At 58.5% G+C, this 23,009-nt stretch carries 21 protein-coding genes and 1 tRNA gene; 10 read left to right on the top strand and 12 right to left on the bottom strand.

Translation table 11 applies throughout. From position 1 onward, the window contains the following. The first annotated feature begins 46 nt into the window (after positions 1-46). The 3 genes from FHK95_RS04665 (at position 47) to pyrF (ending at position 2,525) form a co-directional block, all read left to right on the top strand. Complete coding sequence (locus FHK95_RS04665) at positions 47-346, top strand: lipopolysaccharide assembly protein LapA domain-containing protein (protein WP_150303447.1); 300 nt, start codon at positions 47-49, stop codon at positions 344-346. A gap of 249 nt (positions 347-595) precedes the next feature. Continuing rightward, positions 596-1,792 (top strand): lipopolysaccharide assembly protein LapB, encoded by a 1,197-nt coding sequence (gene lapB, locus FHK95_RS04660; protein WP_150303446.1) that lies wholly within the window; start codon positions 596-598, stop codon positions 1,790-1,792. Between the two features lie 28 nt (positions 1,793-1,820). Continuing rightward, positions 1,821-2,525, top strand: coding sequence for an orotidine-5'-phosphate decarboxylase (pyrF, locus tag FHK95_RS04655; protein ID WP_150303445.1), 705 nt, complete (start codon positions 1,821-1,823; stop codon positions 2,523-2,525). 80 nt (positions 2,526-2,605) lie between these two features. Here pyrF and bfr read toward each other — a convergent pair whose 3' ends face one another. The 3 genes from bfr to FHK95_RS04640 form a co-directional block, all read right to left on the bottom strand. Further along, the gene (bfr, locus tag FHK95_RS04650) at positions 2,606-3,073 is read right to left on the bottom strand and encodes a bacterioferritin (protein ID WP_150303444.1); all 468 of its coding nucleotides are present in this window, start codon (positions 3,071-3,073) and stop codon (positions 2,606-2,608) included. Positions 3,074-3,204: 131 nt separating this feature from the next. Further along, positions 3,205-3,411, bottom strand: coding sequence for a bacterioferritin-associated ferredoxin (locus FHK95_RS04645; RefSeq protein WP_150303443.1), 207 nt, complete (start codon positions 3,409-3,411; stop codon positions 3,205-3,207). A gap of 82 nt (positions 3,412-3,493) precedes the next feature. Then, a complete protein-coding gene (locus FHK95_RS04640; RefSeq protein ID WP_150303442.1) occupies positions 3,494-4,399 on the bottom strand; it encodes a DUF6279 family lipoprotein in 906 nt (301 codons plus the stop codon). Between the two features lie 409 nt (positions 4,400-4,808). Between FHK95_RS04640 and FHK95_RS04635 the strand changes: the two genes are divergently transcribed. Continuing rightward, a complete protein-coding gene (locus tag FHK95_RS04635) occupies positions 4,809-6,245 on the top strand; it encodes an MFS transporter (RefSeq protein WP_150303441.1) in 1,437 nt (478 codons plus the stop codon). A gap of 39 nt (positions 6,246-6,284) precedes the next feature. Here the strand turns inward: FHK95_RS04635 and FHK95_RS04630 are convergent, their stop codons facing one another. The 3 genes from FHK95_RS04630 to FHK95_RS04620 form a co-directional block, all read right to left on the bottom strand. Further along, positions 6,285-6,731, bottom strand: coding sequence for a hypothetical protein (locus FHK95_RS04630; RefSeq protein WP_150303440.1), 447 nt, complete (start codon positions 6,729-6,731; stop codon positions 6,285-6,287). Positions 6,732-7,081: 350 nt separating this feature from the next. Next, positions 7,082-7,261: a hypothetical protein gene (locus tag FHK95_RS04625; protein WP_150303439.1), complete on the bottom strand. Its 180-nt coding sequence runs from the start codon at positions 7,259-7,261 to the stop codon at positions 7,082-7,084. 483 nt (positions 7,262-7,744) lie between these two features. Next, entirely contained in the window at positions 7,745-8,224 is a 480-nt protein-coding gene (locus tag FHK95_RS04620; protein ID WP_150303438.1) for an FKBP-type peptidyl-prolyl cis-trans isomerase, read from the bottom strand. A gap of 186 nt (positions 8,225-8,410) precedes the next feature. On the opposite strand from FHK95_RS04620, the gene FHK95_RS04615 reads away from it, so the two are divergent. After that, a complete protein-coding gene (locus FHK95_RS04615) occupies positions 8,411-9,670 on the top strand; it encodes a serine hydrolase domain-containing protein (RefSeq protein ID WP_150303437.1) in 1,260 nt (419 codons plus the stop codon). Positions 9,671-9,683: 13 nt separating this feature from the next. On the opposite strand, the gene FHK95_RS04610 is transcribed toward FHK95_RS04615, so the two are convergent. Together FHK95_RS04610 and argF are read right to left on the bottom strand one after the other, a co-directional pair. Continuing rightward, a complete protein-coding gene (locus FHK95_RS04610; RefSeq protein WP_150303436.1) occupies positions 9,684-10,805 on the bottom strand; it encodes an ABC transporter ATP-binding protein in 1,122 nt (373 codons plus the stop codon). Between the two features lie 11 nt (positions 10,806-10,816). Next, the gene (argF, locus tag FHK95_RS04605) at positions 10,817-11,722 is read right to left on the bottom strand and encodes an ornithine carbamoyltransferase (protein WP_150303435.1); all 906 of its coding nucleotides are present in this window, start codon (positions 11,720-11,722) and stop codon (positions 10,817-10,819) included. Positions 11,723-12,094: 372 nt separating this feature from the next. Here argF and grxD point away from each other — a divergent pair, with 372 nt between their 5' ends. Then, complete coding sequence (gene grxD, locus FHK95_RS04600) at positions 12,095-12,418, top strand: Grx4 family monothiol glutaredoxin (RefSeq protein WP_150303434.1); 324 nt, start codon at positions 12,095-12,097, stop codon at positions 12,416-12,418. A gap of 59 nt (positions 12,419-12,477) precedes the next feature. On the opposite strand, the gene FHK95_RS04595 is transcribed toward grxD, so the two are convergent. Continuing rightward, positions 12,478-13,683 carry a molybdopterin molybdotransferase MoeA gene (locus tag FHK95_RS04595; protein ID WP_150303433.1) on the bottom strand — a complete coding sequence of 402 codons (1,206 nt, stop codon included), beginning with the start codon at positions 13,681-13,683 and terminating at the stop codon, positions 12,478-12,480. Continuing rightward, the gene (gene moaB / locus FHK95_RS04590) at positions 13,680-14,216 is read right to left on the bottom strand and encodes a molybdenum cofactor biosynthesis protein B (protein ID WP_150303432.1); all 537 of its coding nucleotides are present in this window, start codon (positions 14,214-14,216) and stop codon (positions 13,680-13,682) included. The genes FHK95_RS04595 and moaB overlap by 4 nt, the downstream gene beginning before the upstream one ends. 158 nt (positions 14,217-14,374) lie before the next feature. Between moaB and FHK95_RS04585 the strand changes: the two genes are divergently transcribed. Together FHK95_RS04585 and groL are read left to right on the top strand one after the other, a co-directional pair. Continuing rightward, positions 14,375-14,451: transfer RNA gene (locus FHK95_RS04585), tRNA-Pro, on the top strand. A 288-nt stretch (positions 14,452-14,739) separates the two neighbouring features. Next, positions 14,740-16,356 carry a chaperonin GroEL gene (gene groL / locus FHK95_RS04580; protein WP_150303431.1) on the top strand — a complete coding sequence of 539 codons (1,617 nt, stop codon included), beginning with the start codon at positions 14,740-14,742 and terminating at the stop codon, positions 16,354-16,356. Positions 16,357-16,461: 105 nt separating this feature from the next. Here groL and FHK95_RS04575 read toward each other — a convergent pair whose 3' ends face one another. Beyond that, the gene (locus FHK95_RS04575) at positions 16,462-19,164 is read right to left on the bottom strand and encodes a cation-translocating P-type ATPase (protein ID WP_150303430.1); all 2,703 of its coding nucleotides are present in this window, start codon (positions 19,162-19,164) and stop codon (positions 16,462-16,464) included. 377 nt (positions 19,165-19,541) lie between these two features. Here FHK95_RS04575 and FHK95_RS04570 point away from each other — a divergent pair, with 377 nt between their 5' ends. Then, a complete protein-coding gene (locus FHK95_RS04570; protein WP_150303429.1) occupies positions 19,542-20,594 on the top strand; it encodes a class I fructose-bisphosphate aldolase in 1,053 nt (350 codons plus the stop codon). Positions 20,595-20,612: 18 nt separating this feature from the next. Further along, complete coding sequence (locus FHK95_RS04565; RefSeq protein ID WP_206668535.1) at positions 20,613-21,635, top strand: hypothetical protein; 1,023 nt, start codon at positions 20,613-20,615, stop codon at positions 21,633-21,635. A 26-nt stretch (positions 21,636-21,661) separates the two neighbouring features. Here FHK95_RS04565 and FHK95_RS04560 read toward each other — a convergent pair whose 3' ends face one another. Next, complete coding sequence (locus FHK95_RS04560) at positions 21,662-22,642, bottom strand: ribose-phosphate diphosphokinase (RefSeq protein WP_150303428.1); 981 nt, start codon at positions 22,640-22,642, stop codon at positions 21,662-21,664. Positions 22,643-23,009 lie beyond the last annotated feature (367 nt).

The following is a 23,009-nucleotide window of genomic DNA, read 5'->3' as shown; positions in this document are numbered from 1 at the left end:
GCGCTGCGCTATACTCCGCTCAACGTTAAAGAATGGAGTGGTGGCAATGCAGTGGCTAAAGCGCGCGGCGCTTATCATCGTTTCTTTGTTGGTCGCCCTGGCGACCCTGGATTTCGTGCTGGAGAATCAGCAGGGGGTCACTCTGCAGTTTCTCGAAATGCAATCCTCGGAATTTCCGCTTTCTCTGTTTATCGTCTTTGCTTTCGTTGCCGGTAGTCTGCTCGGTATCTTTATCGGCTGGCTGGTAACTACCCGCCTGCGGTTGCGCCTTATGGTGCAGGGCAATGAGCTGAACCGTCATCGGAAGGAAATCGACAAGCTGCGTACCCAGGCGATCAAGGGTTAGGGTCTGTTGCCGTTTCATCGCGGCCGCGACGGAGGTCCGTTTAGCGCAGAACAAGGCGCGAGGAGTGTGATTTGGTTGTTCCAAATAAGCGACGAGTAACGCAGTGCTGCGCTAAACGGGCCCCGTCCCTTCGGGTTGCGTGTCAAATGGCGCCATGCGGCGTTGCGGGACTTGGCAAGGGAACAGCCATTACCTGCGTCCCGCGCCTTGCGTGGCGCCATTTGACACAGCAACGCGGCTCGCGCCGAAATGGCAACAGACCCTAGCATGCAGGAACTGGTGTTCCTTGGGTTGTTCATGGCTGCGCTGGCTACCGGCTGGTATCTGGGGCGCCGCGAGGCAATCAAGGTTCGATTCCTGGTGGAACCGCATGGCAGCGCTATCGACCGGCATTACTTCATTGGGCTCAATTACCTGCTGAATGAGCAACCCGACGAGGCGATCGAAACCTTTATCCGTGCTCTCGAAGTTAATCCGGAAACTGTCGAAACCCATATCGCCATCGGCCGCCTGTTCTGTCAGCGGGGTGATGTGGAGCGTGCCATCAAGGTCCACCAGAATTTACTCGCGCGTCCCAACCTTACCCTGGAGCAGGGGGATCGGGTTCAGTTTGAACTCGCCCGCGATTATCTGACGGTGGGCATGTATCCACGGGCGGAACGCTTGCTGGACGAGTTGATCACCAAACAATCGCCCATGCGCGCCGATGCGCTTGTGGACCTGGTCAGGATTCACGAGCGCGAGCGCGACTGGGAGCAGGCAGTACAGGTGGGCCAGAAGCTCGCCAGCGAGCGCCCGGCCTTCGCTGCGACCCTTGCACACTATCATTGCGAGCTGGCATGCACGGCGCAGCGCAGGCGTGACTGGAAGCAGGAGCGACTGCATCTGGATGATGCGCTGCGAGCCAACCCAGCCAATGTGCGAGCGATCCTGATGCTTGCAGAGCTGGAAGCACAGCAGAGTAAATATCGGGAGTGTGTTCAATGGTTGTACCAGCTAGCGGAAACCGACGCTGATTTTGTACCGCAGGCCTTGCCGCTGGCGCGACGCTGCGCAGATAATGGCGCGCTGGATTTGTCCGGCTATCTCGACAAGGTCATCGGCCAAGCAAAGAAACCGCCGATCGCTATCGTTCTTGAACGCGCAGACGAGATAAAAAAACACTCAGGTATGCCCGACGCCAGCCGATACATTGTGGCTCAGCTTCAAGCCGAGCCATCTTTGCGCGGGCTGATCTATCTGATTGACCTGCACAAGAGTGCTGTCGAGCCCAGGGGTAGGGAGAACCTGCTGGTGCTTCGGGGTATTATCGAAGCACTGGTCTCGGACGCCCACCAGTACCGCTGCGCGACGTGCGGTTTTTCCGCCCGACAGCTTCACTGGCAATGTCCCACCTGTCATGGCTGGTCGACTATCAGGCCCCTGAAGGGGCACCAGGTCACCTGAGCCCATACCGATTTCACAGGAACCAAGCATGCCCTGCAATACATCCATAATCGTTGCGCTGGATTATCCCGATGCGCAGTCTGCGCTTGCCATGGCCGATCAGCTTGAGCCCAAACTCTGTCGGCTGAAAGTGGGCAAAGAGCTGTTCACCAGTTCCGGTCCTGCGGTGGTCGATGCGCTTCAGTCGAGAGGCTTCGAAGTGTTCCTGGATCTGAAGTTTCATGACATTCCCAATACCACGGCTAGCGCAGTCCAGGCAGCGGCTGAGCTGGGTGTGTGGATGGTCAATGTGCATGCGGTAGGCGGGCGTAGGATGATGGAAGCCTGTCGGGAGACGATCGAGAGACGTTCTTCCGGGGCCAGACCATTACTGACGGCGGTTACCGTACTGACCAGTCTCGAGCAGGAGGACTTGCAGGAAGTCGGTATCGATATTGAACCCATGGTTCAGGTCCAACGTCTGGCCCGGCTCACGCAGGAATGTGGGCTGGATGGCGTCGTGTGTTCGGCGCGCGAAGCAAAGGCGCTTCGCGGAGCACTGGGAGACGACTTTTTATTGGTGACACCGGGGATCCGTCCAGTGGACAGTAGCGCTGATGATCAGAAGCGTATCGTCACGCCACGTCAGGCGCTGGAGAACGGCAGCAGTTATCTGGTAATAGGTAGGCCTATTACCCGCTCGGATCAGCCGATGAATGCGCTGACATCGATTCTGGCTGGCCTGGAGAACTAGAAGGGAAGGGTAGCAGAGCAATACACCTGGTGCCGAAACGGCTGCCCCTCTGCATGGGCAGCCGCATCGATGGTGACCTATCAGCTCATCTGCGACTGCTGATAGTTCTCCAGTCCGACCTTGTCGATCAGGCCGAGCTGCGTTTCGAGCCAGTCAATGTGCTCTTCTTCCGACTCCAGAATGTCCTCGAACAGCTCTCGACTTCCGTAATCACCGACCGACTCGCAATAGGCTATGGCTGTCTTCAGATCGGGGATGCCGGCCATTTCCAGGCGCAGGTCGCACTCCAGAATTTCCCGTACGTTTTCACCGATCAGGAGTTTGCCGAGGTCTTGCAAATTGGGAAGGCCTTCAAGAAACAGCACCCGCTTGACCAGCATGTCGGCGTGCTTCATCTCGTCGATGGATTCTTTGTATTCGTGTTCGCCCAGCTTTTCGAGACCCCAATCCTGGAGCATCCGGGCGTGCAGGAAATACTGGTTAATTGCGACCAGCTCATTTCCCAATACAGTATTGAGGTGCTGGATAACTACGCTATCGCCTTTCATGACTCAATTCCTCAGGGCATATCAGACAGCAAGTCTGGTCCGGAGTCCGGGCACTGTCAAACTTTAACTGGCTGATATGAAAGGAATTAAGAACGATTCTCAATAGTCGCAGTAACTGACGTCGGCCTGTGTCAAGCTGCCACGAACTGGGCGTTCTGAAAGGCCATTTGGCTGCTTACAAGGTTCTCGCTGAGCAGAGACTTGCATTCGCGGCCACATTTGCCGCACTGACTGGCGACATCGAGTGCTGAACGCAGGTCGCGCATGCTACTGGCCCCCTCACTGATCGCTTCGCGAATCTGGCGGTCAGTTACACCCTTGCAAAGACAGATATACATGCACAACCCCCAACCCCGTGGACTTGCAAAGCATGCTAATGCTAATGAGAATGCTTGTCAAACGCTCCTGGCGGTTTCGTTGTCACGATGTCGCTGCAGCAGACGGGGGCATTCCTTCAGGCAAGGACGGACAGCGCACCCGTTCCAGCTCCCGCAGCAGACTATCGACCTGACGCCGCAGATGCTCGCGCTGGGGAGCCCGCGTTTGCAGCATCACATCACTTAACATACGTATGGTTGCATCGGTGACGGCCGGCTGTTGTTCGCGATAGGGTGCCAGCCAGAACTGCTGAGGCTGCAAGAGCAGTGCAGCCATATCTGAGGGGAAATCAGGCGCCTGACGCGCTTGCAAGCGTTCGTGCAGAACGTTTTGCCAATGCTGACGATTAGCTAGCCAGAGCGCATTGCGGTCGGAAGGCTGGTCAGCCCACTGGTCGATGCGCTGAGTCTGAGCCGGGTTCAGACGGCCGAGCCATCGTTCAAGGCGCTTTTGCATCCTTTCGCTACGCTCGGCAATCTGGCTTCTCTCATCTGGCTCGACATAGCGCTCGCGCAGCTCGGCCTGCTTTTTGCTCAGCTCGCTGGACAACTGTTCAAGTTGCTCGGCATTCAATTGCCGTAGCAGCTCCACAATGCCGGGGAGCATGCGCTGCAGCGTCAGGTCTATCTCGTTTTTCCAGGCCGGGAGTTGAGCACGCAGACTCTCCGGATCGGGTTGTTCCTCAAGCACCGCGTCCCGCGCCGCCATCAAGAGGGGACGGTAACGGGGCAGGTCCAGATGGCAATGCCAGGCATGCTGCGCCTGAACCTCTGCGTTCAACCACCGGCGCTGTTCACGGGTCAAGGATACATAGTCATTCACCTTCCAGCGGATCAGGTGATCAATATTCTGATAGCCCAGGCGCGGCATGCTACAGGCGACCAGCAGCGCGGACAGAGCAACCGTTAGCAGCAAGCGAGCGAGTAGATGTATCGTGAATAATCCCATGCTAGTGCTCATGTTGATCTGTGCACGTAAGACTGCAGAGTAACCAATCTGGTTCTTCAGAGGGTGACTCGGCGCTGGCTTAGCACCCGACCCATACACTCATATGACGAGAGCTGGAACGCAAGTATCAGATTCCCGGTGGTCGCTTGACCGTATAAGACTGCTGAATGTCCGCCATGCATTCTGCTGATAGGTCCTTGAAGCCACGTACCAGCAGGGTTGATGAATAGTTGTTCCAACCCGCAACCAGTGCCACCCCGGAATGCTGGCTGGGCTAATCCATCGCCACTTGTAAAGGATAGCGGCTGACATAGAATCGAGCTCGAAGCTGCAGGTAAGCCATTGCTGGTTGATGCGCAGTGGCTCTGGAGACGATAACTAGAACAACGGTCCTCAGCGGGGAACAAGCATGACCCAATCCGGGATATTAAAACGTTCGACTATTCTCATTCACGGCTCCGTCGGGATGCCGCTGGCCATCATTGGCTACCCGTTGGTCGTGTATCTTCCGCCGTTCTATGCTCAGGAAATCGGCCTGAATATGGGGCTGATGGCTCTGGTACTGGTACTGGCAAGAATGTCGGATGTCATTACCGACCCGCTTATTGGCACCCTGAGTGACCGCTGGCAGACCCGCCTGGGTCGCCGCAAACCCTGGTTGCTGATGGGTACGCCATTGATGTTGCTGGGTACGGTGATGATATTCATGCCGCCGGACGGAGCGGGCATTGGTCATCTGTTTTTCTGGACTGTCCTGATGTATCTCGGCTGGACCATGGTCACCTTGCCCTATGGCGCCTGGGGAGCCGAGCTGTCCTCACATTACCATCAGCGCAGCCGTGTCACGGCGTCGCGCGAAGGCTACATTCTGATCGGCTTGTTTCTCGCTGCACTGGCGCCAGCGATTGTGCAATCAATGGCTGCGCGCTATGCCGCCGGAGAAACCGATGGCATGCTGATGAACGCCATGATCTGGCTGGTCGGAACTAATGGCGAGCTGACCACGGGTTACGGGCCAATATTGGCCGGCATGGGTTGGATGCTGCTTTTGATGTTGCCGGTTACGGTGTTGCTGGTAGTGCTGTTCGTCAAGGAAGCGCCAGCGCAATCCGTTCAGCGAACCGAGTGGAAGAAAGGCCTGCGCGTACTGAAAAACAACGGTCCCTTCAAGCGCATGATGCTGATGCTGTTGATCGTAATAACCGGTGAATCCTTCCGCAACGCACTGTCCGTGTTCTTCATGCAGCATGTCATCCAGATTCAGGCGCACATCGGCATGATGTACCTGCTGTACTTCGGTATAGGCATCCTCGGTATCCCATTCTGGCTGATCCTGGGCAAGCGAATCGGCAAGCACCGAGCGTTCTGTGTGGCTGTCGCGGTATCCAGCGCCAGCATTCTGGGAATGTTTTTCCTGCAGGCGGGGCAGTTGGTGCCGTTTGCGATCATGTTCGCCCTCAAGGGATTCTGCTTTGCTGCTTTCCAGTTCCTGCCCCTTTCAATGTTGGCGGATATTGTTGATCTGGATACCGCCCGCAGCAAGGAGCACCGCACAGGCCTGTTTTTTGCGATGTCAGGCATGGCGCAAAAATTGGCCATGGCTATCGGGTTGGGCTTGTCGTTAGGGTTATTGGCGCTGGTGGGTTTTGATGCACAGGCCGCGACTCATTCTGCAGATCAGCTGCTTGCTTTACGGGTGCTCTATATTCTTGGTCCGGTATCGCTCTACATGGCTGCTTTCGCCATCGCCTGGCGTTATCCGCTCACGGCAGAGCGTCAGGAGCGTATCCATCAATGGGTGATACGGCGTAATGCGCGGGTTGAGCTGGCTGCGCGCACAACCTGACCGAGGCCCGCCCCCGTCGACGAAGGCGGGGGCGAGGACTCAGGGCCCCGGTTCGGTCTCACCTTCTTCGGCCACCACATCACTCACCATTCCAACGATGGTCATGTCAGCGGACCTGACCAACACCAGATCAGAGCCGGCTTCACGCCACTCGTATCCGGAATAGTTAGGCAGCTTCGCCAGTAAGCGAGGATTCACATCGCGGCCGGTATTCGCCGGTAGTTCCTCGCCTTTCGCGATCTTCGTGCTGGAGGGCAGCTCCTCGGCGGGCTCAACGTAGGCGCTGAATTCCGTATACAGCCTACGTATCCCAGCTTCCTCGTCGGTCAGATCGGGTTCAAGCTGGGATTCCTCCAGACGGGCCTCTTCTGCAGAGTAGCCTGAGTCTGTGTCCACTTCCGGGGGCTGCGCATAGCTAACGGTCGCGATGCCAAGAGCGGGGATCAGCAGGGCGTAGCGGAATAACAAGCGCGCGGGTGAAGACATGACAACTCTCCTTCAAATGATTTGGATGCCTGCTAACAAGCGAGACTGCACCCTCCAGCATAGACAGTGAGATGAAACCTGCTCAGGAAGTGGGGATTCAGCGCTCGAGCCCCTTGATGGTCAGGCAGCGCAAGTGGGAAAACTTTGAGGGATAGTCAGAAGGAAGTTGCGAAAGTGTAGCTCCGGCAAGCTATCGAGATGGGGCCTGGGAGAGGACAGTGTCGTACTCCACTCCCGGCTGTTACGATTGGCAGGACAATGGCCTGGTTATCGAACAACCACCGGAAGTAGACGTGGACGAGATTGGGGTACGACCTGCAGGGCAGGCTTTTTGAAGCGGGAGAAGCTATTTATTTGGCAGGTTTACCTGGGCGAGGCGCGCCATATACCTGACCGCTTTTGCCGTTGGGGATCTCCTGGATCTCGCCGCCTGATGCGAGAAAAGTCTCGATCTGGCTATCGATAGAGTTGCTGGTAGCGCTGGCAGCAGCTGCCTTGCGCTTAGTAGTGGTAGTGGTTTTTACGGCCATGAGCAGCTGCCTTGTATAAGGGAAGGGGAACCATCCTACACCTTTTTGCCAAACTCTGCTTGACATAATGTGTGATTTTAATATGGGGGCCGCTCAAAGGCCCGGCCCAGCCTTCTGGCGCGTTCGTGGGATTGAGATCTGATGCTCGCTGTCGCGAGCCGCCAAGGCTGCGCCGGCACGCTGCAAGTACGTCCCTGTAAGCTCGCCGATGACATCCCTGTCATCCCACGGTCGGCTCAGCCCTGGCGCCTCGCTTCGCAAAAACGCCGAGTCGCCGGATGGAACACTTCAGGACCGTCTTCTCTACGTCACACCGGTCCCCGATCAAGTCCGCCGGCTGACAGGGTGGCGCAAGTGTCGAAAACAGGGATGTTTTCGTCAAGCCCCCAGGGACGGGTTCACGGCGTCTTGCGCAAGCCTGACAGCCGGCGGGCGATGTGCCCCGGCTCTCAGTCGTTGGTCAGCTGTGACTGCCTTCAATGCTTAGTGCTGATGCCCGCCAACCCCGTGTGCATGTCCATGAGTCAGCTCGTCCGGCGTGGCTTCACGCACTGATAGGATCTCGACATCGAAGGTCAGATCCCTGCCCGCCAGCGGGTGGTTGGAGTCGACTTCTGCCTGGGAATGACCAACCTTGACCACTGTGACCTGGCGCGGGCCATCTTCGGTCTGTATTACGGCCACCATGCCGGGCTTCCACTTTTTAGCGCCCTGAAGGTGTTTGACCTGAACCTTCTGGGTAGCGTTGTCCCGCTTCGGTCCGTAGGCCTGCTCTGCGGTCAGCTCCACAGTAAAGCGATCTTCTGCCTTGTGTCCTTCAAGCGCTTCCACCAGGCCATCGATCAGGCCAGGTTGTCCGTGCAAATACAGCACGGGCTCGTGATTGCGGGAGGTTTCGATTTCGCCGTTGGCGTCGGACAGGCTGTAGTGGAATTCTACAACGGCATTCTTGGAGATCTGCATATAAGGTCAATTCCGCTAGGGCTATTGGGTGGGCGCATTATCCAGATTTGCGCACTGTATTGCCATGACACTGAACTCTGAGGCGGAGCCTATCGCAAAATAGAACTGGCGTGTCGGGCTGGATAGCGAAGCGGTACAAATCGCGTTAATGTATCAATCTTCAAACAATACCAAGGATATTTGACCATGCTTCGGACCCAGCAGTCGGCCTTCAGACGCCTTCGCCTTGCCTGCTGCCTTCTCGGCAGTACTTTATTAAGTCAGCCATTGTTAGCCGATCCTGCGGCCTCCCATAAGGTGAGCGCCGAGCGCCTCGATATGCTCAGCCAGGCCGCCCAGGCCCAAGTCGACAAGGGCAAGCTGGCAGGTATTGCCACGCTGGTATATCAGGATGGCAAGATTATTCATCGTAAGCAGCACGGCTATCAGGATCTGGAAAACAAAGTGCCGCTGTCCGAAGACACGCTCTATAAGATTTTCTCGCTGACCAAGCCTGTTACCGGCACCGCCATGCTGATGTTGTATGAAGAAGGCAAGTTCCAGCTGGACGATCCGGTGGAAAAGTATCTACCCGAACTCAAGGGTCTTGAGGTCGCGAAGGAAGAAGGTCCGAATGGCCAGCCGATCACCGAACCAGCCGATCATCCGGTCACCATTCGCGAGCTGATGACGCATACGGCGGGCTTTACCTACGGATACTTCTCCGAATCTCAGGTCGACGACCTGTACAAGCAGGCCAATATCTTCGACCGCGAATCCACGCTGGAGGAGACTGTCGCCAAGCTGGCGAATATCCCGCTGCGTCAGCAGCCCGGGACCGAGTGGCATTACAGCGTGTCGGTGGATGTTCAGGCGCGTCTGGTAGAAGTGCTGTCGGGCATGACGTTCGATGCGTTTCTCAAGGAGCGCATTTTCACCCCGTTGGGCATGAACGACACCGATTTCTATGTTCCAGAGGATAAAGCCGAGCGTCTGGCAGTGTCCTACCAGCCCGAGGAGGAGGGCGGGCTGACGCCGCTGCCGAACACTCAGCACTTCACCAAGCCGAAGATGCTAAATGGCGGTGGCGGATTGATATCCACCATGGACGACTATCTGCGGTTCGCCCGGATGCTGCTCAACGAGGGTGAGCTGGATGGCGTACGCCTGCTCAAGCCGGAAACGGTACAGGCCATGCGCAGCAATCAGCTGCCCGAGGGCGTGGACGCCATCAGTCCGATCTACCCTGGCAACCAGTTTGGTCTGAATGTGGCAGTGGTTGCCGATGCGGAGAAAGCGGTTCTGCCGGAGGGCACTATCTGGTGGTGGGGTGTCCAGGGTCCCTGGGCATGGATTGATCCCGCTAATGGCATCATCACCCTAGGTATGATGCAGAACACCGATTATCGCCACTCGATAGGCGTGCACGGTGTTATCAAGAAAATCCTGTACGGCGACGATATCTGAGGTGACGGGCGCTTCAGGCTGAATCTGAAGTGCCTACATCCAGCACCTGCTCGAGGGGCAATTGGGCACTCACGTTAACGCTGCCCTGCGCGGCAAAGATCACCAGATGATCAGCAGCGACCCGAATGCCGACCTTTTCACCCATGAAATGGTCGTCATGGCTGGGAAATATTGCCTCCAGCGTACTGCCGGTAGGTAGCCGCAGACGATACAAGGTTGTCGCCCCGAGGAATGTCTTGCCAATAATGGTGCCGTAAAGCCCGGTATTGTCTTCCCCAACAATGTCATCCGGGCGCAACAGCACATCTACGGCACTGCCTGCGGGTAACTGGTAGGCTCGGTTGCCTTTGATTACCCCCAGCTCGGTCTGGACCGTATCCGGCGTCAACAGTTGGCCCCGAATGAAATATCCCTGACCGATAAAGCTCGCAACGAAGGGGGTTATCGGTTCGTGGTAGAGGTTGTAGGGTGTATCCCATTGTTGCAGCGAACCTTCCTTCAGCACGCCAACATGATCCGACACCGCAAAGGCTTCGTTCTGATCATGGGTAACCAGCAGAGCGCTGGTGCCGCGTAGCTTGAGAATATCCCGCACTTCACCGGATAAGCGTCGGCGCAGCTCGCCGTCCAGGTTGGAGAATGGCTCGTCGAGCAGCAGCAGCTTAGGATCAGGCGCCAATGCGCGCGCCAGTGCGACCCGTTGCTGTTGGCCGCCGGACAGCTCATGCGGATAACGACGCCCCAGCTGGGACAGCTTCACCAGCTCGAGGAGTTCGTCGACAATGCGATCCCGTTCAGGGTGTTTTTCTATGCCAAAGGCAACGTTCTGGCGCACTGTCAGATGAGGGAACAGCGCATAGTCCTGAAATACCATGCCGATCCGCCGATGCTCCGGCGGAACACGGTGGGCAGGAGAGGAAATGACCTGACCATCCAGCTTGATTTCACCGCCGGTAATCGGCTCGAACCCGGCAATAGCGCGCAGGGTGGTGGTTTTACCGCACCCGGAAGGCCCCAGCAGGCAGCCTATGTCTCCGGCGCGCAAATGGATCTCCAGATTATCGACGACCTTGTGACCTGGATAACCGCAGGCCAACTGGTTCAGTTCCAGGATGATGCCGGGCGAATCGGTCATGGCAGTCGGTCCTACTCGACCAGCAGAAATTCAACCAACGCTTTCTGCGCATGCAGCCGGTTTTCCGCCTGATCCCAGACTACGCTGCGCGGATCATCCATCAATTCAGCCGTCACTTCCTCACCGCGGTGCGCGGGCAGGCAATGCATGAACAATACCGACTCGTCGGCAAGGTCGAGCATGGCGGGGGTGACCTGATAAGGCGCGAAACGCTTCATCCGCGCCTCGGTCTCATCTTCCTGACCCATCGAGGCCCAGACATCGGTGTTGATCAAGTGCGCACCGGTTGCCGCTTCGTTGGGATCGCGGGTGACCGTCACGCGGTCACCGGCCTGATCAAGGAAGCGCTGATCCGGCTCATAACCTACAGGGCAGGCTACACGTAGCTGGAAGTCAAACTGGATCGCTGCCTGAATGAAGGTGTTGCACATGTTGTTGCCATCACCGATCCAGGCAACAGTCTTGCCCTGAATGGAGCCGCGATGTTCCTGATAGGTCTGCATGTCGGCCAGCAGCTGGCATGGGTGCAGATCATCGGTCAGGCCATTGATGACCGGCACGCTCGAGTTGCTCGCGAAGGTTTCGATATCGCCGTGGGCAAAGGTGCGGATCATCACCGCATCAACCATGCTCGAGAGTACCCGGGCGCTGTCTTCAATCGGCTCACCGCGACCCAGTTGCGTATCGCGCGGCGATAGGAAGATCGCCTGACCACCGAGCTGAATCATCCCGGCTTCAAACGAAACCCGGGTACGGGTCGAGGCTTTCTCGAAGATCATGCCCAGCACGCGGTTCTTCAGCGGCTCGTAGATCACGCCCTGACGATGAAGCGCCTTCAGCTCAATGCCGCGCTTGATCAGGTTGATCAGTTCTGCCTGTGAACAATCCATCAATGAAAGGAAGTGCCGTGCTGTCATGTTGTGCTACCCGGTAACCTCGGTCAGCTATCGACCGGAAACAGTGGGCCTTACCGTAGCTGTTAAGCCCAGTAGAGCCATACCCGAAAAAAGAGAAGCAGCGATCTTATCGGTAAAATCCGTCCAATGGCAAATGCCTCGTTCCCGTACTGGATGATCGGCTCGCGAAAGTGCCCAGAGCGGTCGAAGCTTTAGTCACCGGGGGTTGAGCAACGCATAGGGAAGCGCTACGGACGAATACGCTTACAGATTAATCAGGCTACGACACGGCCGCGGGTGAGGGGAGGCGGTATCGTCCCCAGGTTTTGCTGTACACTATCCGTCTTTGTTTGCGGGCCCCCTCCATGCCTGCGCACGTTATGAGGAGTTGTCATGGATACTATCGAAAGCATCAAAGAACAGATCACCAAGAACCCTGTTCTGATCTATATGAAGGGTGCGCCCAATGCTCCCCAGTGTGGTTTTTCAGCCCGCGCGGTTCAGGCACTGATGAGCTATGGCGAAAAATTCGCCTACGTTGATATCCTGCAGAATCCGGATATCCGCAGCGAGCTGCCAAAATATGCCAATTGGCCGACCTTTCCGCAGCTGTGGATTGATGGGGAGCTGGTGGGTGGGAGCGACATCATCATCGAGCTGCACGAGTCTGGCGAGCTTGCGACGATGGTTAAAACGGCTGCCGCCAAGACAGCCTGAGACACCGTGATTCCCAGCCCGCGTGGACGACAGTCCATGCGGGTTTTTTTATGTCTGTGTCAGCTCAACAATCCTTCAAAGGGAAGAAACGACAGCAGTTGCCCCTTGTTGACAGTGAGTCCCGCCGGGATCAGTACCAGGCCACTGGCCTGACTGGCACTGCTCAGCACGCCGGAGCTCTGGTTGCCTGCCGGGACGACGCATCCGTTTTCCAGTCGCGCGCGCAGATACTCGTCACGTCCCCCGGGCTTGTGCCAATCGAAGCCGGCGGATAACTCCACTGCGAGCGGTGCGGTTGCAGTGCAACCGAGTCGGCGCAGCAAATACGGCTTGACCAGTAACAGGAAGGTCACCAGTGATGCCGCCGGGTTGCCAGGCAAACCCAGCACCGGCGTATCGCCGAAGCGGCCCAGGGTAAAGGGTTTGCCTGGCTTGATCGCGAGCTTCCAGAGCTCGACACGGCCGGAGTCTCGCAGCACTTGTCCGAGACAGTCCGCTTCGCCCACGGACACACCGCCGGAGGTCAGGATGACGTCAGCCTGCTGCGACAGTTCGTGCAGACGGACCCGGGTCTGTTCGGGGTCGTCGGGCAGTATGCCGGCGTCGATGACCTGCTGTCCGAGCCGCTGAAGCGCAGCGATCAGGGTAAAGCGGTTGCTGTTGTATATCTGGCCACTTTCAAGCGGTTGGCCAGGCTCGACCAGCTCATCTCCGGTGGACAGCACCGCGACCTGCAACGGGCGACGCACCTCAAGGGTGGCAATGCCAACTGAAGCAATCACCCCCAAATCCTGCGGCCGTAATACCTGGCCTGGGAAGAAAAGCGTGATGCCGGTGGAAATGTCCTGGCCTTGCGGTCGGACGTTACTGCCTGGCCGCACGGGCTGCGTAAAGCGCGCCAGCCCGTCAACCTCCTCGACGTTCTCCTGCATCTCTACGGTGTCTGCCCCCGGCGGCATTGGTGCACCGGTGAATATGCGTGCGCAGGTGCCTGGTTCAAGCGGTTGTGGCGCCATACCGGCGGTGATGCGTTGACTGATGGCCAGACCCTGAGACTCAGCCAGCGTCGCATCCTCGGCGTTGAAGGCATAGCCATCCATCGCACTGTTATCCCAGGGTGGGACGTCATGGGCGGCCTGCACAGGGCTTGCCAGGATACGACCGAGTGCCTGCTGCAGTGGCACTGTCTCGGAGCCGGTTGTCACTTCAGAGGCAGCCACACTCAGCAGTTTCTCCAGCGCCTCGCTAACGGGTAGCAAGCTCATGCGCGGCTCTCGCAGGCTGGCCCTGCACCCAGGTGCTGAACGAAGTTGCAGGGACGGGTGCGGCTGTCCAGTTGGTCTTTGAGGATACGTTCCCACGCCGTGCGGCACGCGCCAGTCGACCCGGGCATGCAGACCACCAGGGTTCGGTTGGCCAGGCCCGCTAGCGCCCGGGACTGGACCGTCGAGGCGCCGATCTCCTCCCACGATAGATGTCGGAACAGTTCACCAAATCCGTCGACCGTCTTGTCCAGCAGCGGCGCAATAGCCTCCGGCGTGCTGTCACGGCCGGTAAAACCGGTGCCGCCAGTGACCAGAATCACCTGAACGTCATCGCGCGCAATCCAGTCGGACACCACAGCGCGGATACGGTAGATATCATCCGGATGCAATTGGCGATCTGCGATCCGGTGACCGGCCGCCGTAGCGCTGTCGACCAGCAATTGACCTGATGTATCGGTTTCGGTGGAGCGCGTATCGCTGACGGTGAGGATGGCAATATTGAGAGGAGCAAATTCGCTGGCGCTGTGGGCCATGGCTGAGGTCCTTTGGCTGATGAGGCGACCCGATGTTATAACACAGGGCCGCATGAACTGGAGCTGGACAGGGTTGAGGACACGGCCTTTCTATAGGCACAAAAGTCCGGGAGGGGCCTTGTCAAAACAATGCGATGGGGTAAAATGCCGGCCATCATCGGAGTGTAGCGCAGCCTGGTAGCGCGTCTCGTTCGGGACGAGAAGGTCGCTGGTTCGAATCCAGTCTCTCCGACCAAATTGCATGTTTCAAGTAGTCTTCAAGTAGTCCCAGCCTAGCTCTGAAACCACCGAACAAGCCCGCCTCGTGCGGGCTTTTGCGTGTCTGGACGTTGTCGCTTGTTTTCTGAAGCACGACGCGAGGCTTCAGATAAAAAAGTGAACGTCATCAGCTGCCTTGAAACTCGCGTCGCCCAGTCGATACCGGCGTCATTGTAACGTGATGGATATAACTCCTGGTGTCGCTGTCCATTGCGTGGAAGCTGTAAAACGCAGGCGCTACAGCAACGGCCAGGAGATCACTCAGATGGCTCACAGTAAAATCGTGTTTCGTGCGACTGCTCGCGAGAAAATTCTGAGTGGCGCCACTCAGCTGGCGGACGCCGTGCGCGTGACCCTGGGGCCCAAATCAAAATCGGTACTGATTCAGAATAAGTGGGGCACTCCGACGGTCTGCAATGATGGCGTGACCATCGCCAAACGCGTTGACCTGGAGGATCCCGAGGAAAACCTCGGCGCCCAGATGCTGCGCCAGGCCGCGGAACGCACCGGCGAAGCGGTTGGAGATGGGACCAGTACGTCAACGGTGTTGGCCCATACCATCCTGGCTGATGGCATACGCAATGTGGTTGCCGGGGCCAGTGCGATCGACCTCAAGCGCGGCCTGGATCGTGGGCTGTCGTTGGTCGTGGAATCACTCGTCGCCCAGTCTCGCCCCGTCAGCACACCCAAGGAAAAGGCGCAGGTCGCCACGCTGTCGGCGCACAACGATGCTGTCATCGGTCAACTCGTGGCGGACGCCCTGGAAAAGGTCGGTGTTGAAGGCGTTGTTAGCGTTGAGGAGTCCAAGACCACTGAAACCGTGTTAGAGGTCATGGAAGGCATGCGGTTTGACCGAGGCTATGTTTCGCCTTATTTCGTCACCGACGCCGAGAAGATGCAGGTAGAACTTGATGATGCCTATCTGCTGCTCTGCGACCATAAGATCAGTGTGCTCAGGGACTTGCTACCCTTGCTCGAACTCATTGCCAAGAGTGGACAGCCCCTGGTGTTGATAGCAGACGATATCGAAGGTGAGGCGTTGACGACCCTGGTCGTCAATCAGATACGGGGTGTGCTGCGGGCAGTGGCGATCAAGGCGCCAGGCTTTGGCGATCGACGCAAGGAGATGCTGCAGGACATGGCGGTTCTGACCGGTGCAACGGTGGTTTCCAATGACTTGGGTGTCACGCTCGAACAGGTAGAGCTGAGCCAGTTGGGGCGGGCGCATCGAGTAGTGGTGCAGAAGGACAGTACGGCATTGATTGGTGGTGCAGGCACGCGCGAGGCCATCGAGGCCCGTCTGCAGCAGATTCGTGCGCAAATAGACAGCACCACCAGCGACTACGACCGTGAAAAACTTCAGGAGCGACTGGCCAAGATGTCTGGGGGTGTTGCAGTAATCCGGGTCGGGGCACCTTCTGAAGCCGAGATGAAGGCACGCAAGGATGCGCTGGATGATGCCATCTCGGCCACCCGGGCGGCGATTGCAGAAGGTATTGTTCCGGGGGGTGGGTTTGCGCTGCTCAAGGCAGTGCCGATTATCGCAGCCGAAGAGGCTCGTCATGAGGGCGATGCCAGGACCGGCTTGCAGATTCTTCGCCGGGCGCTGGAAGCGCCAGCAAGAATCATCGCGGAAAACTCCGCCGTGGATGCTGGCGTGGTGGTTGCGCGCATGCTGTCAGAGCCTGGAAATGTCGGTTTCGATGCCTCCGTTAACAGCTATGTAGACATGTATGATGCGGGCATTATTGATCCGACCAAAGTGGTGCGTATTGCCCTCGAAAATGCCGTTTCAATCGCCAGCATCCTGTTGCTGACCGAGGCAACCATGACCGATATTCCGGAAAAGGAATCACCCGCGCAGCCACCTTTCCCTGAATGAACAATTCGTTCTGGCTAACGCCCCTGCAGTAGACGGAGGCATAGAATGGCTCCGTCGATAGGTCAGGGCGCGCATCAGGCATTGCCGTACCCATACGCTTCGTCTCTATGGCGCCTGCCTCAAAGACCTGCGCTGTATTTCGCGGAGCGCCTGTCCCACGAGGAAAGGAATCGCGCTCATCCCCAAAATCAGTGCCCAGGGCCCCCAGCCAAGCGGTTGCGTCTGTAACAGATTGGACAGTAGCGGGAGGTATACCGCTGCGGCAAGCAGGGCAATGCAGAGTAACAGGGCGGCCCAGACCCATAGATTGCGGGTGATTTCGTTGCGCACGATACCGGACCTTGGGTTGCGCAGAACGAAGGTGAACCAGAGTTTCCCGAAAGCCAGAGTGAGAAACGAAACCGTCACTGCCTCCAGGTCCGTCAGTCCCAGCCAGTGCTGTCCGAGCAGCAGAGCGCCCAGCACACAGGCCGCCAAGATGGCGGAAAATCCGCAGATTTCTGTCCAGTGGGCCCGGGTCAGCACCGATTCCTGGGGGCTGCGAGGCTTGTCTTGCATTTCACTGCCGCTGGCCGGGCCCACCCCCAGGGCGAGAGCCGGAAAGACGTCGGTGAGCACATTGAGGTAGAGGATCTGCAGGGGAAGCAGGGGCAGGGGCCATCCCGCGCCAGTGGCCAGCGCCACCGCCAACACCTCGGCCACGTTGGTGGTGAGCATGAATATGACGGACTTTCGTATGTTGTCGAAGATGACGCGCCCTTGCCGCACCGCCGCAACAATGGTTTCAAAGGCGTCGTCCTTCAATACCATGTCGGCGACCTGCTTGGCCGCCTCCGTGCCCCGTTTGCCCATGGCGATGCCGATATCGGCTTTTTTCAGGGCGGGTGCGTCATTGATGCCGTCGCCGGTCATGGCCACGATCTCTCCCCGGGCCTGATAAATACTCACCAGATCGAGTTTCTGCTCAGGGCTCACCCTGGCGAAGATGTTGGCGCGGTAGATGTTCTCTGGCCTGTTCGGATCGTCGGGTGAACCGATGTCGCGTCCCAGCATCCCGACTGTCTCAGGATCATCCTCGCCGCCGGCGATCCCCACCGCCCGGGCAATCGCCGTGGCGGTCTCCAGTTGATCGCCCGTCACCATCGCCACGCGGATGCCGGCCGCCTGACAGGCGTCAATTGCCTCCCTGACTGTTTTGCGGGGTGGATCGAGCAAACCCACAAGGCCGAGGAAACACAGCTCGTTATAGGGCTCAGCATCCTTGGTTGTCACCCGTTTCTCGGCCATGGCCAAAAGGCGCAAACCCTCGGCCGCCAGTTGGTTGGCGCGTTCAAGCCATTGGCGGCGCATCTCGTCATCTAGCGGCTCGGTGCCGCCATCCGCCGCAACAATATCGCTGCACACTTCCAGCACGGCCTCGGGTGCGCCTTTCACCGCGACGTAGAATTCGCCATTTGCCCGATGGAAGCTGGCCATCTTTTTCACCCGGGGCTCGAATTTTTCCACGCGGGCCTCGGGCCGCTCTTCCAGCAACGCCTTTCGGTTCAGCCCCAGGTCTTTTCCGCCTTTCAGAAGCGCTATTTCGGTGGGATCGCCGCGTGGATTATCTTCTCCCTGCTCCTGACCGAGGGAGGCGCCATTGCAGAGCACGCCCACCTCCATGATGCGGCGCACGGCGTCCGTTTCCGCCAGCTTGTCGTCAGGCCCGGTTTCCTCCAACACCAGATCGCCGGTGGGGGTGACGATTTTTTGCAGCCGCATCCGGTTTTCCGTCAGAGTGCCGGTCTTGTCCGAAAAAATTACCCGGGTGGCTCCCAGGGTTTCCACTGCGGTGAGCCGGTTGACCAGCGCGTTGCGTACTGCCATCAGATACATGCCGCGGGCCAGAGCAATGGTCGCGACGATGGGCAGGCCCTCAGGAATGGCGGCCACCCCCAGGGCGAGCGCGGTCTCGATTACCAGCGCGGCCTGCTGCTCTCGTACCAGAAAGCCCAGCAGTGCGACCGCAATGGCAATGAAGATGGTCAATATAGCGAGACGACGCCCCAGCTGATCCAACCGCTGCTGCAGCGGCGGGACTGTTCCCTCGGCCGATTCCGCGAGTGCGGACACTCGACCCAGTTCGGTCTCCGATCCGGTGCCAGCGGCAACGCCCACGGCTGTGCCGCTGGAGAGGCTGGTGCCCTTGTAGAGCATGTTCTTGCGATCGGCAATGTGCGTATCCGCCGCCAGGGCATCGGTTAATTTGCTCACCGGCACGGACTCTCCGGTAAGCGGCGCCTCATTGACCCTGAGGTGATTCGCCTCAATCAGCCGCAAGTCGGCAGGGACGAGGTCGCCGGCCTCCAGCAGTACGATGTCGCCGGGCACGATTTCCGGTGCGGCAATATCGCGCTCACTGCCTTCGCGCCGGACTCGGGTCATATGTTCGCCCAACCGGCGCAGAGCGGCCATGGAACGCACAGCCTTCCATTCGCTGACAAAACCAATGGCGGTATTGACCAGCAGCACCGCCAGGACCGCGAAACCCTCCGGCAGGCGGCCCGTAGCAAACGCCAGAATGGCGGCGCCGCTCAGCAAGTAGATGACGATACTGTGAAACTGGCTCAGAAGAATCCGCCACCAGGGCCGGCTCTCTGTTGCCCGCAGCTGGTTCGGTCCGTAGCGCTTCAATCGCTGCTGCGCCTCGTCGTCGGTCAACCCCTTTTCCGTCCGGACGTCGAACTCTCCCAGAGCGGCCTCGATGTCGACGGCGTGCCAATTGGCGTTGTCGGCGCCGTTACGTGTCCTTTTGTCTGTTGACTCCAAAGGATAGATCCTCGATCAATGGCCGCTGGCAATGACGAATAGGACCTTGGGCTGCGCTCGACGAGGGCTGAGATCCATTGACTAAGCTTCCTCCAGAGCTGCAGCTTGGCCCTGGTGAATAATGCCGGGTCTTGATAATGGACACGTAAGGGTTGTATGGGTTCGCGCAGCTTTGTGCATGAGTTTTTTTGACATGATCAATCTGCTCGAGTCGGGGATGCCACGGAATGACAATTGAAGGGACCCGCGCTAAAGGACGATTGCACCGTTTACACTGATTGGACCTATGTTGGAAAGAGCCCCTGTCGGCGTCTATCCTTTGCAGATCTCCGATACGTCCAGAAAGCCGCGCACGCGAACTGCAATCGAGGTGACTGATGAGCGACATCGAACGCATCCTCGGCGACGAAGCCGATTCACTGCTGGGTTATGAGTGCCGCGGTATCGATCGCAAGCATTTGTATTTGCCTGGGCCTGATTACGTCTCGCGGGTGCTGGCCGACAGTGATCGCTCCAATGCGGTGCTGCGCAACCTGCAGACGATCCTGGAACATGGCCGCCTGGGGGGGACCGGCTACGTGTCGATTCTGCCGGTCGATCAAGGCGTGGAACATTCTGCTGGCGCATCGTTCGCACCGAACCCGCTGTATTTCGATCCGGCGAACCTCGTGGAATTGGCAATTGAGGGTGGCTGCAATGCCATTGCCTCGACCTACGGTGTGCTGGCATCGGTCAGCCGCCGTTATGCGCACAGGATTCCGTTTCTGGTAAAGCTTAATCACAACGAGCTGCTGACCTATCCGAATGAATATGACCAGACGCTGTTCACCACGGTCGAGCAGGGGTTTGAGCTCGGCGCCGTGGCGGTTGGCGCAACGATCTATTTTGGCTCACCTGAGTCTCGCCGGCAGATCGAAGAGGTCTCGCATGCGTTTGCTCGCGCCCACGAGCTGGGCCTGGTCACCGTGCTCTGGGCCTATCTGCGCAATCCGGCATTCAAGCAGGATGGAGCGGATTACCACACGGCAGCGGACTTGACCGGGCAGGCCAATCATCTGGCCGTGACCATCGGCGCCGATATCGTCAAGCAAAAACAGGCGACGCTGAACGGGGGCTTTACCGCGCTTGATTTCGGCAAGACCCATGACCGCGTGTACTCGGAGCTGGCCATCGATCACCCGATTGAGCTTGTCCGTTATCAAGTGGCGAACTGCTATATGGGCCGCATCGGGCTGATCAACTCGGGCGGCGCGTCGGCGGGCAGTGATGACCTGCATCAGGCCGTACGGACCGCCGTGATCAATAAACGCGCGGGCGGCATGGGACTGATCACAGGGCGCAAGGCCTTCCAGAAGCCGATGAATGAAGGGGTAGAGCTACTGCACGCAATTCAGGATGTCTACCGTTCCGCGTCTGTGACGGTGGCCTGACCGGCTGGGCCGCGGGTCATGATGATCGAGACGCCGCGCTTACCCGACATCCAGGAAAAAGTAGCCTTCCTGTCAGCGGCTGCTTCCTATCCGGTTGAGGCCGATAGGGTGGAGGTACTCGAAACACACATGTCCTGGGTCTTTCTCGTCGGCCCACAGGTGTACAAGCTCAAAAAGCCGGTGGCGCAACCGCTGTTCGATTTCACCAGCGTGGATGGCCGCTATAAAAACTGTGTCGAGGAGCTGCGTCTTAACCGCCGACTGGGTGGCGATACCTATATTGGTGTGGAGCCGCTGAGCGTCGTCGCAGGCGGCGGGCTGGTGCTGGGCGGGAAGGGCGTACCCGTCGACTGGCTGGTGGTCATGCGGCGTCTGCCCGCGGAGGCGATGCTCGACACCCAGATCAAGCTCGCGGCCCTCGATTACCGACGCGTCACGGTTGTTGCCGATTTGCTTGCCCGTTTTTATCTCGCTGCGACACCCATACCGCTCACGGAGGAGCAGTATCTGCAGCGCTTGCGGGGCGGCATCAGCGAAAACTACCGGCAGTTGATCGACTATTCCCTTCCCGGGGATCGGGTCAAAACAGCCTGTGATCAGCAAAGGAGTTTCCTGGAAGACAATGCAGTACTTGTCGGGCGTCGCGCGGCGGCCGGCCGGCTGGTGGAGGCCCATGGTGATTTGCGTCCAGAACACGTTTGCCTGACAGAGCCACCCGTAGTGATCGATTGTCTCGAGTTCAGCCGTGATCTGCGGATACGGGATCCGGCGGATGAGTTGTCCTTTTTGGCGATGGAATGCGAAAAGCTCGGGGAGCAGCGCGTGGGCACTATCCTGTTCGAGGTCTATCGGACCATTACCGGAGATGAGCCGCCAGCGTCCCTGATAGCATTCTACAAAGCCTACCGAGCCTCAGAACGGGCCAGGCTTGCCATCTGGCACCTGGACGACGATTACCAGGAGAGCCGCGGTCCCTGGCGGCAAAAGGCCTTGGATTACCTGAGCATAGCCCTGACCCATGGCGAACGTTTTGCTGGCTGAAGGGTCAGGGCCGACCAAGCCTGAGCTCAGGACTCCAGATCCGACACGTCTCGTCCGGTGTGCAGTGCGGCAATAGTGTCGGCGATACCGGCAGTGATATTGACCAGCTCGATCTTCTTCATCGCTGCTGCCGCCAGTGTCGGGGCGATGGTATTGCCAAGGATCACCCGAGACAGTACCGGCGAAGCCAGTTTGTCATTCGCCTCCTGAGAGAAAACCCCGTGGGTGGCGAGGGCGATGACCGCCTCGGCACCCTGTGTCTTGAACGCCTGCGCGGCCCGTTGCATGGTGCCTCCTCCGGCAATCAGGTCATCCAGGATCAGCACAGTACGGTTGCCTATGTCCCCCACAACGGCTGAGCCGCTTAATTCGCCGCGGCTGCGATGCTTCTCCATAAAGGCGCTGCCGACCGGGCGTTCCAGCCGACTCTCCAAGGCTTCGCGGAACAGTTCTGCGCGCTTGACACCACCCACATCCGGGGACGCTACCGTGACTGGCTTGTCCTGAAGATCGGGGAGGAGGTAGTCGATGAACGCGTCCCTCGCGCTCAAATGCAATGTCGGGCAACGAAAGGCGTTCTCGAAGGCGGCGCGGTTGTGCACATCCACCGTCACCATTGCGTCGATAGACACGGCCTCGAAGAGCTGGGCGATGTAGCGGCTGTTGACGGGGTCGCGGGACTTGGTTCGTCGGTCCTTGCGCGAGTAGCACAGGTAAGGCACAACGGCGGTGATCCGCGCCGCGCCATTGTCCCGCAGGCCGGCCAGTAGAAACAGCAGGCGCACCAGCTTGTCGTTGCTGCTTAAGCCATCGCTACTGTGGAGCGACTGAACCACAAACACATCGCGGTTGCGCACTGTTTCCAGCGGGCGAGTCTTGTGCTCCCCGTCTTCGAAATCCCGCTCCTCGTGCGCGCTCAGGGGGACGCCAAGATGGGTCGCCACCTGCGAAGCGAAGTGATGGCCGCTGTTCAGGCAAAAGAGAGCTAGTCCGTCGTCGCGCTTCATGGGTGAGCTCCAGCTGGATGATCGATAGACCGGTCCGCGGCTATTGCCGCGCCTCGTCGTCCGCAACCGCGTGGGAATTCTGATACCACCGCTCGATAGAACCGAAAGGGGCGGGTGGCTGAATGGCTGAGCCGACCTTGAAACTCTAGTCAACGTGCGGCGAAATAAAAACCGCTGGTGGCCGGTGACGTAGCAGCCCCCGCCATCAGCTGATCCGGAAAAGTTACGGATGGTCTTTAGGCCGGACATTCTTGAACTACGCTTTCAAGAAGGCCAGCAAACGTCACCTGGACAGCAACGGAGACCCTTTTTATGAAGATTGGCAGCCACGGGTTTGGCCACATAGGCCGGCAAGCATTTCGCATCG

The sequence above is a fragment of the Pseudomonas saliphila genome, assembly GCF_008638345.1.
Taxonomy (GTDB): domain Bacteria; phylum Pseudomonadota; class Gammaproteobacteria; order Pseudomonadales; family Pseudomonadaceae; genus Halopseudomonas; species Halopseudomonas saliphila.
Note: the sequence above shows the minus strand (reverse complement) of the source record. Positions and strands in the feature narration are given on the sequence as shown.

Bases quoted from the DNA above. Each gene is read 5' to 3' on its own strand.
- FHK95_RS04665 (WP_150303447.1), top strand. From the start codon at position 47: ATGCAGTGGCTAAAGCGCGCGGCGCTTATCATCGTTTCTTTGTTGGTC.
- lapB (WP_150303446.1), top strand. From the start codon at position 596: ATGGCAACAGACCCTAGCATGCAGGAACTGGTGTTCCTTGGGTTGTTC.
- pyrF (WP_150303445.1), top strand. From the start codon at position 1,821: ATGCCCTGCAATACATCCATAATCGTTGCGCTGGATTATCCCGATGCG.
- bfr (WP_150303444.1), bottom strand. From the start codon at position 3,073: ATGAAAGGCGATAGCGTAGTTATCCAGCACCTCAATACTGTATTGGGA.
- FHK95_RS04645 (WP_150303443.1), bottom strand. From the start codon at position 3,411: ATGTATATCTGTCTTTGCAAGGGTGTAACTGACCGCCAGATTCGCGAA.
- FHK95_RS04640 (WP_150303442.1), bottom strand. From the start codon at position 4,399: ATGGGATTATTCACGATACATCTACTCGCTCGCTTGCTGCTAACGGTT.
- FHK95_RS04635 (WP_150303441.1), top strand. From the start codon at position 4,809: ATGACCCAATCCGGGATATTAAAACGTTCGACTATTCTCATTCACGGC.
- FHK95_RS04630 (WP_150303440.1), bottom strand. From the start codon at position 6,731: ATGTCTTCACCCGCGCGCTTGTTATTCCGCTACGCCCTGCTGATCCCC.
- FHK95_RS04625 (WP_150303439.1), bottom strand. From the start codon at position 7,261: ATGGCCGTAAAAACCACTACCACTACTAAGCGCAAGGCAGCTGCTGCC.
- FHK95_RS04620 (WP_150303438.1), bottom strand. From the start codon at position 8,224: ATGCAGATCTCCAAGAATGCCGTTGTAGAATTCCACTACAGCCTGTCC.
- FHK95_RS04615 (WP_150303437.1), top strand. From the start codon at position 8,411: ATGCTTCGGACCCAGCAGTCGGCCTTCAGACGCCTTCGCCTTGCCTGC.
- FHK95_RS04610 (WP_150303436.1), bottom strand. From the start codon at position 10,805: ATGACCGATTCGCCCGGCATCATCCTGGAACTGAACCAGTTGGCCTGC.
- argF (WP_150303435.1), bottom strand. From the start codon at position 11,722: ATGACAGCACGGCACTTCCTTTCATTGATGGATTGTTCACAGGCAGAA.
- grxD (WP_150303434.1), top strand. From the start codon at position 12,095: ATGGATACTATCGAAAGCATCAAAGAACAGATCACCAAGAACCCTGTT.
- FHK95_RS04595 (WP_150303433.1), bottom strand. From the start codon at position 13,683: ATGAGCTTGCTACCCGTTAGCGAGGCGCTGGAGAAACTGCTGAGTGTG.
- moaB (WP_150303432.1), bottom strand. From the start codon at position 14,216: ATGGCCCACAGCGCCAGCGAATTTGCTCCTCTCAATATTGCCATCCTC.
- groL (WP_150303431.1), top strand. From the start codon at position 14,740: ATGGCTCACAGTAAAATCGTGTTTCGTGCGACTGCTCGCGAGAAAATT.
- FHK95_RS04570 (WP_150303429.1), top strand. From the start codon at position 19,542: ATGAGCGACATCGAACGCATCCTCGGCGACGAAGCCGATTCACTGCTG.
- FHK95_RS04565 (WP_206668535.1), top strand. From the start codon at position 20,613: ATGATGATCGAGACGCCGCGCTTACCCGACATCCAGGAAAAAGTAGCC.
- FHK95_RS04560 (WP_150303428.1), bottom strand. From the start codon at position 22,642: ATGAAGCGCGACGACGGACTAGCTCTCTTTTGCCTGAACAGCGGCCAT.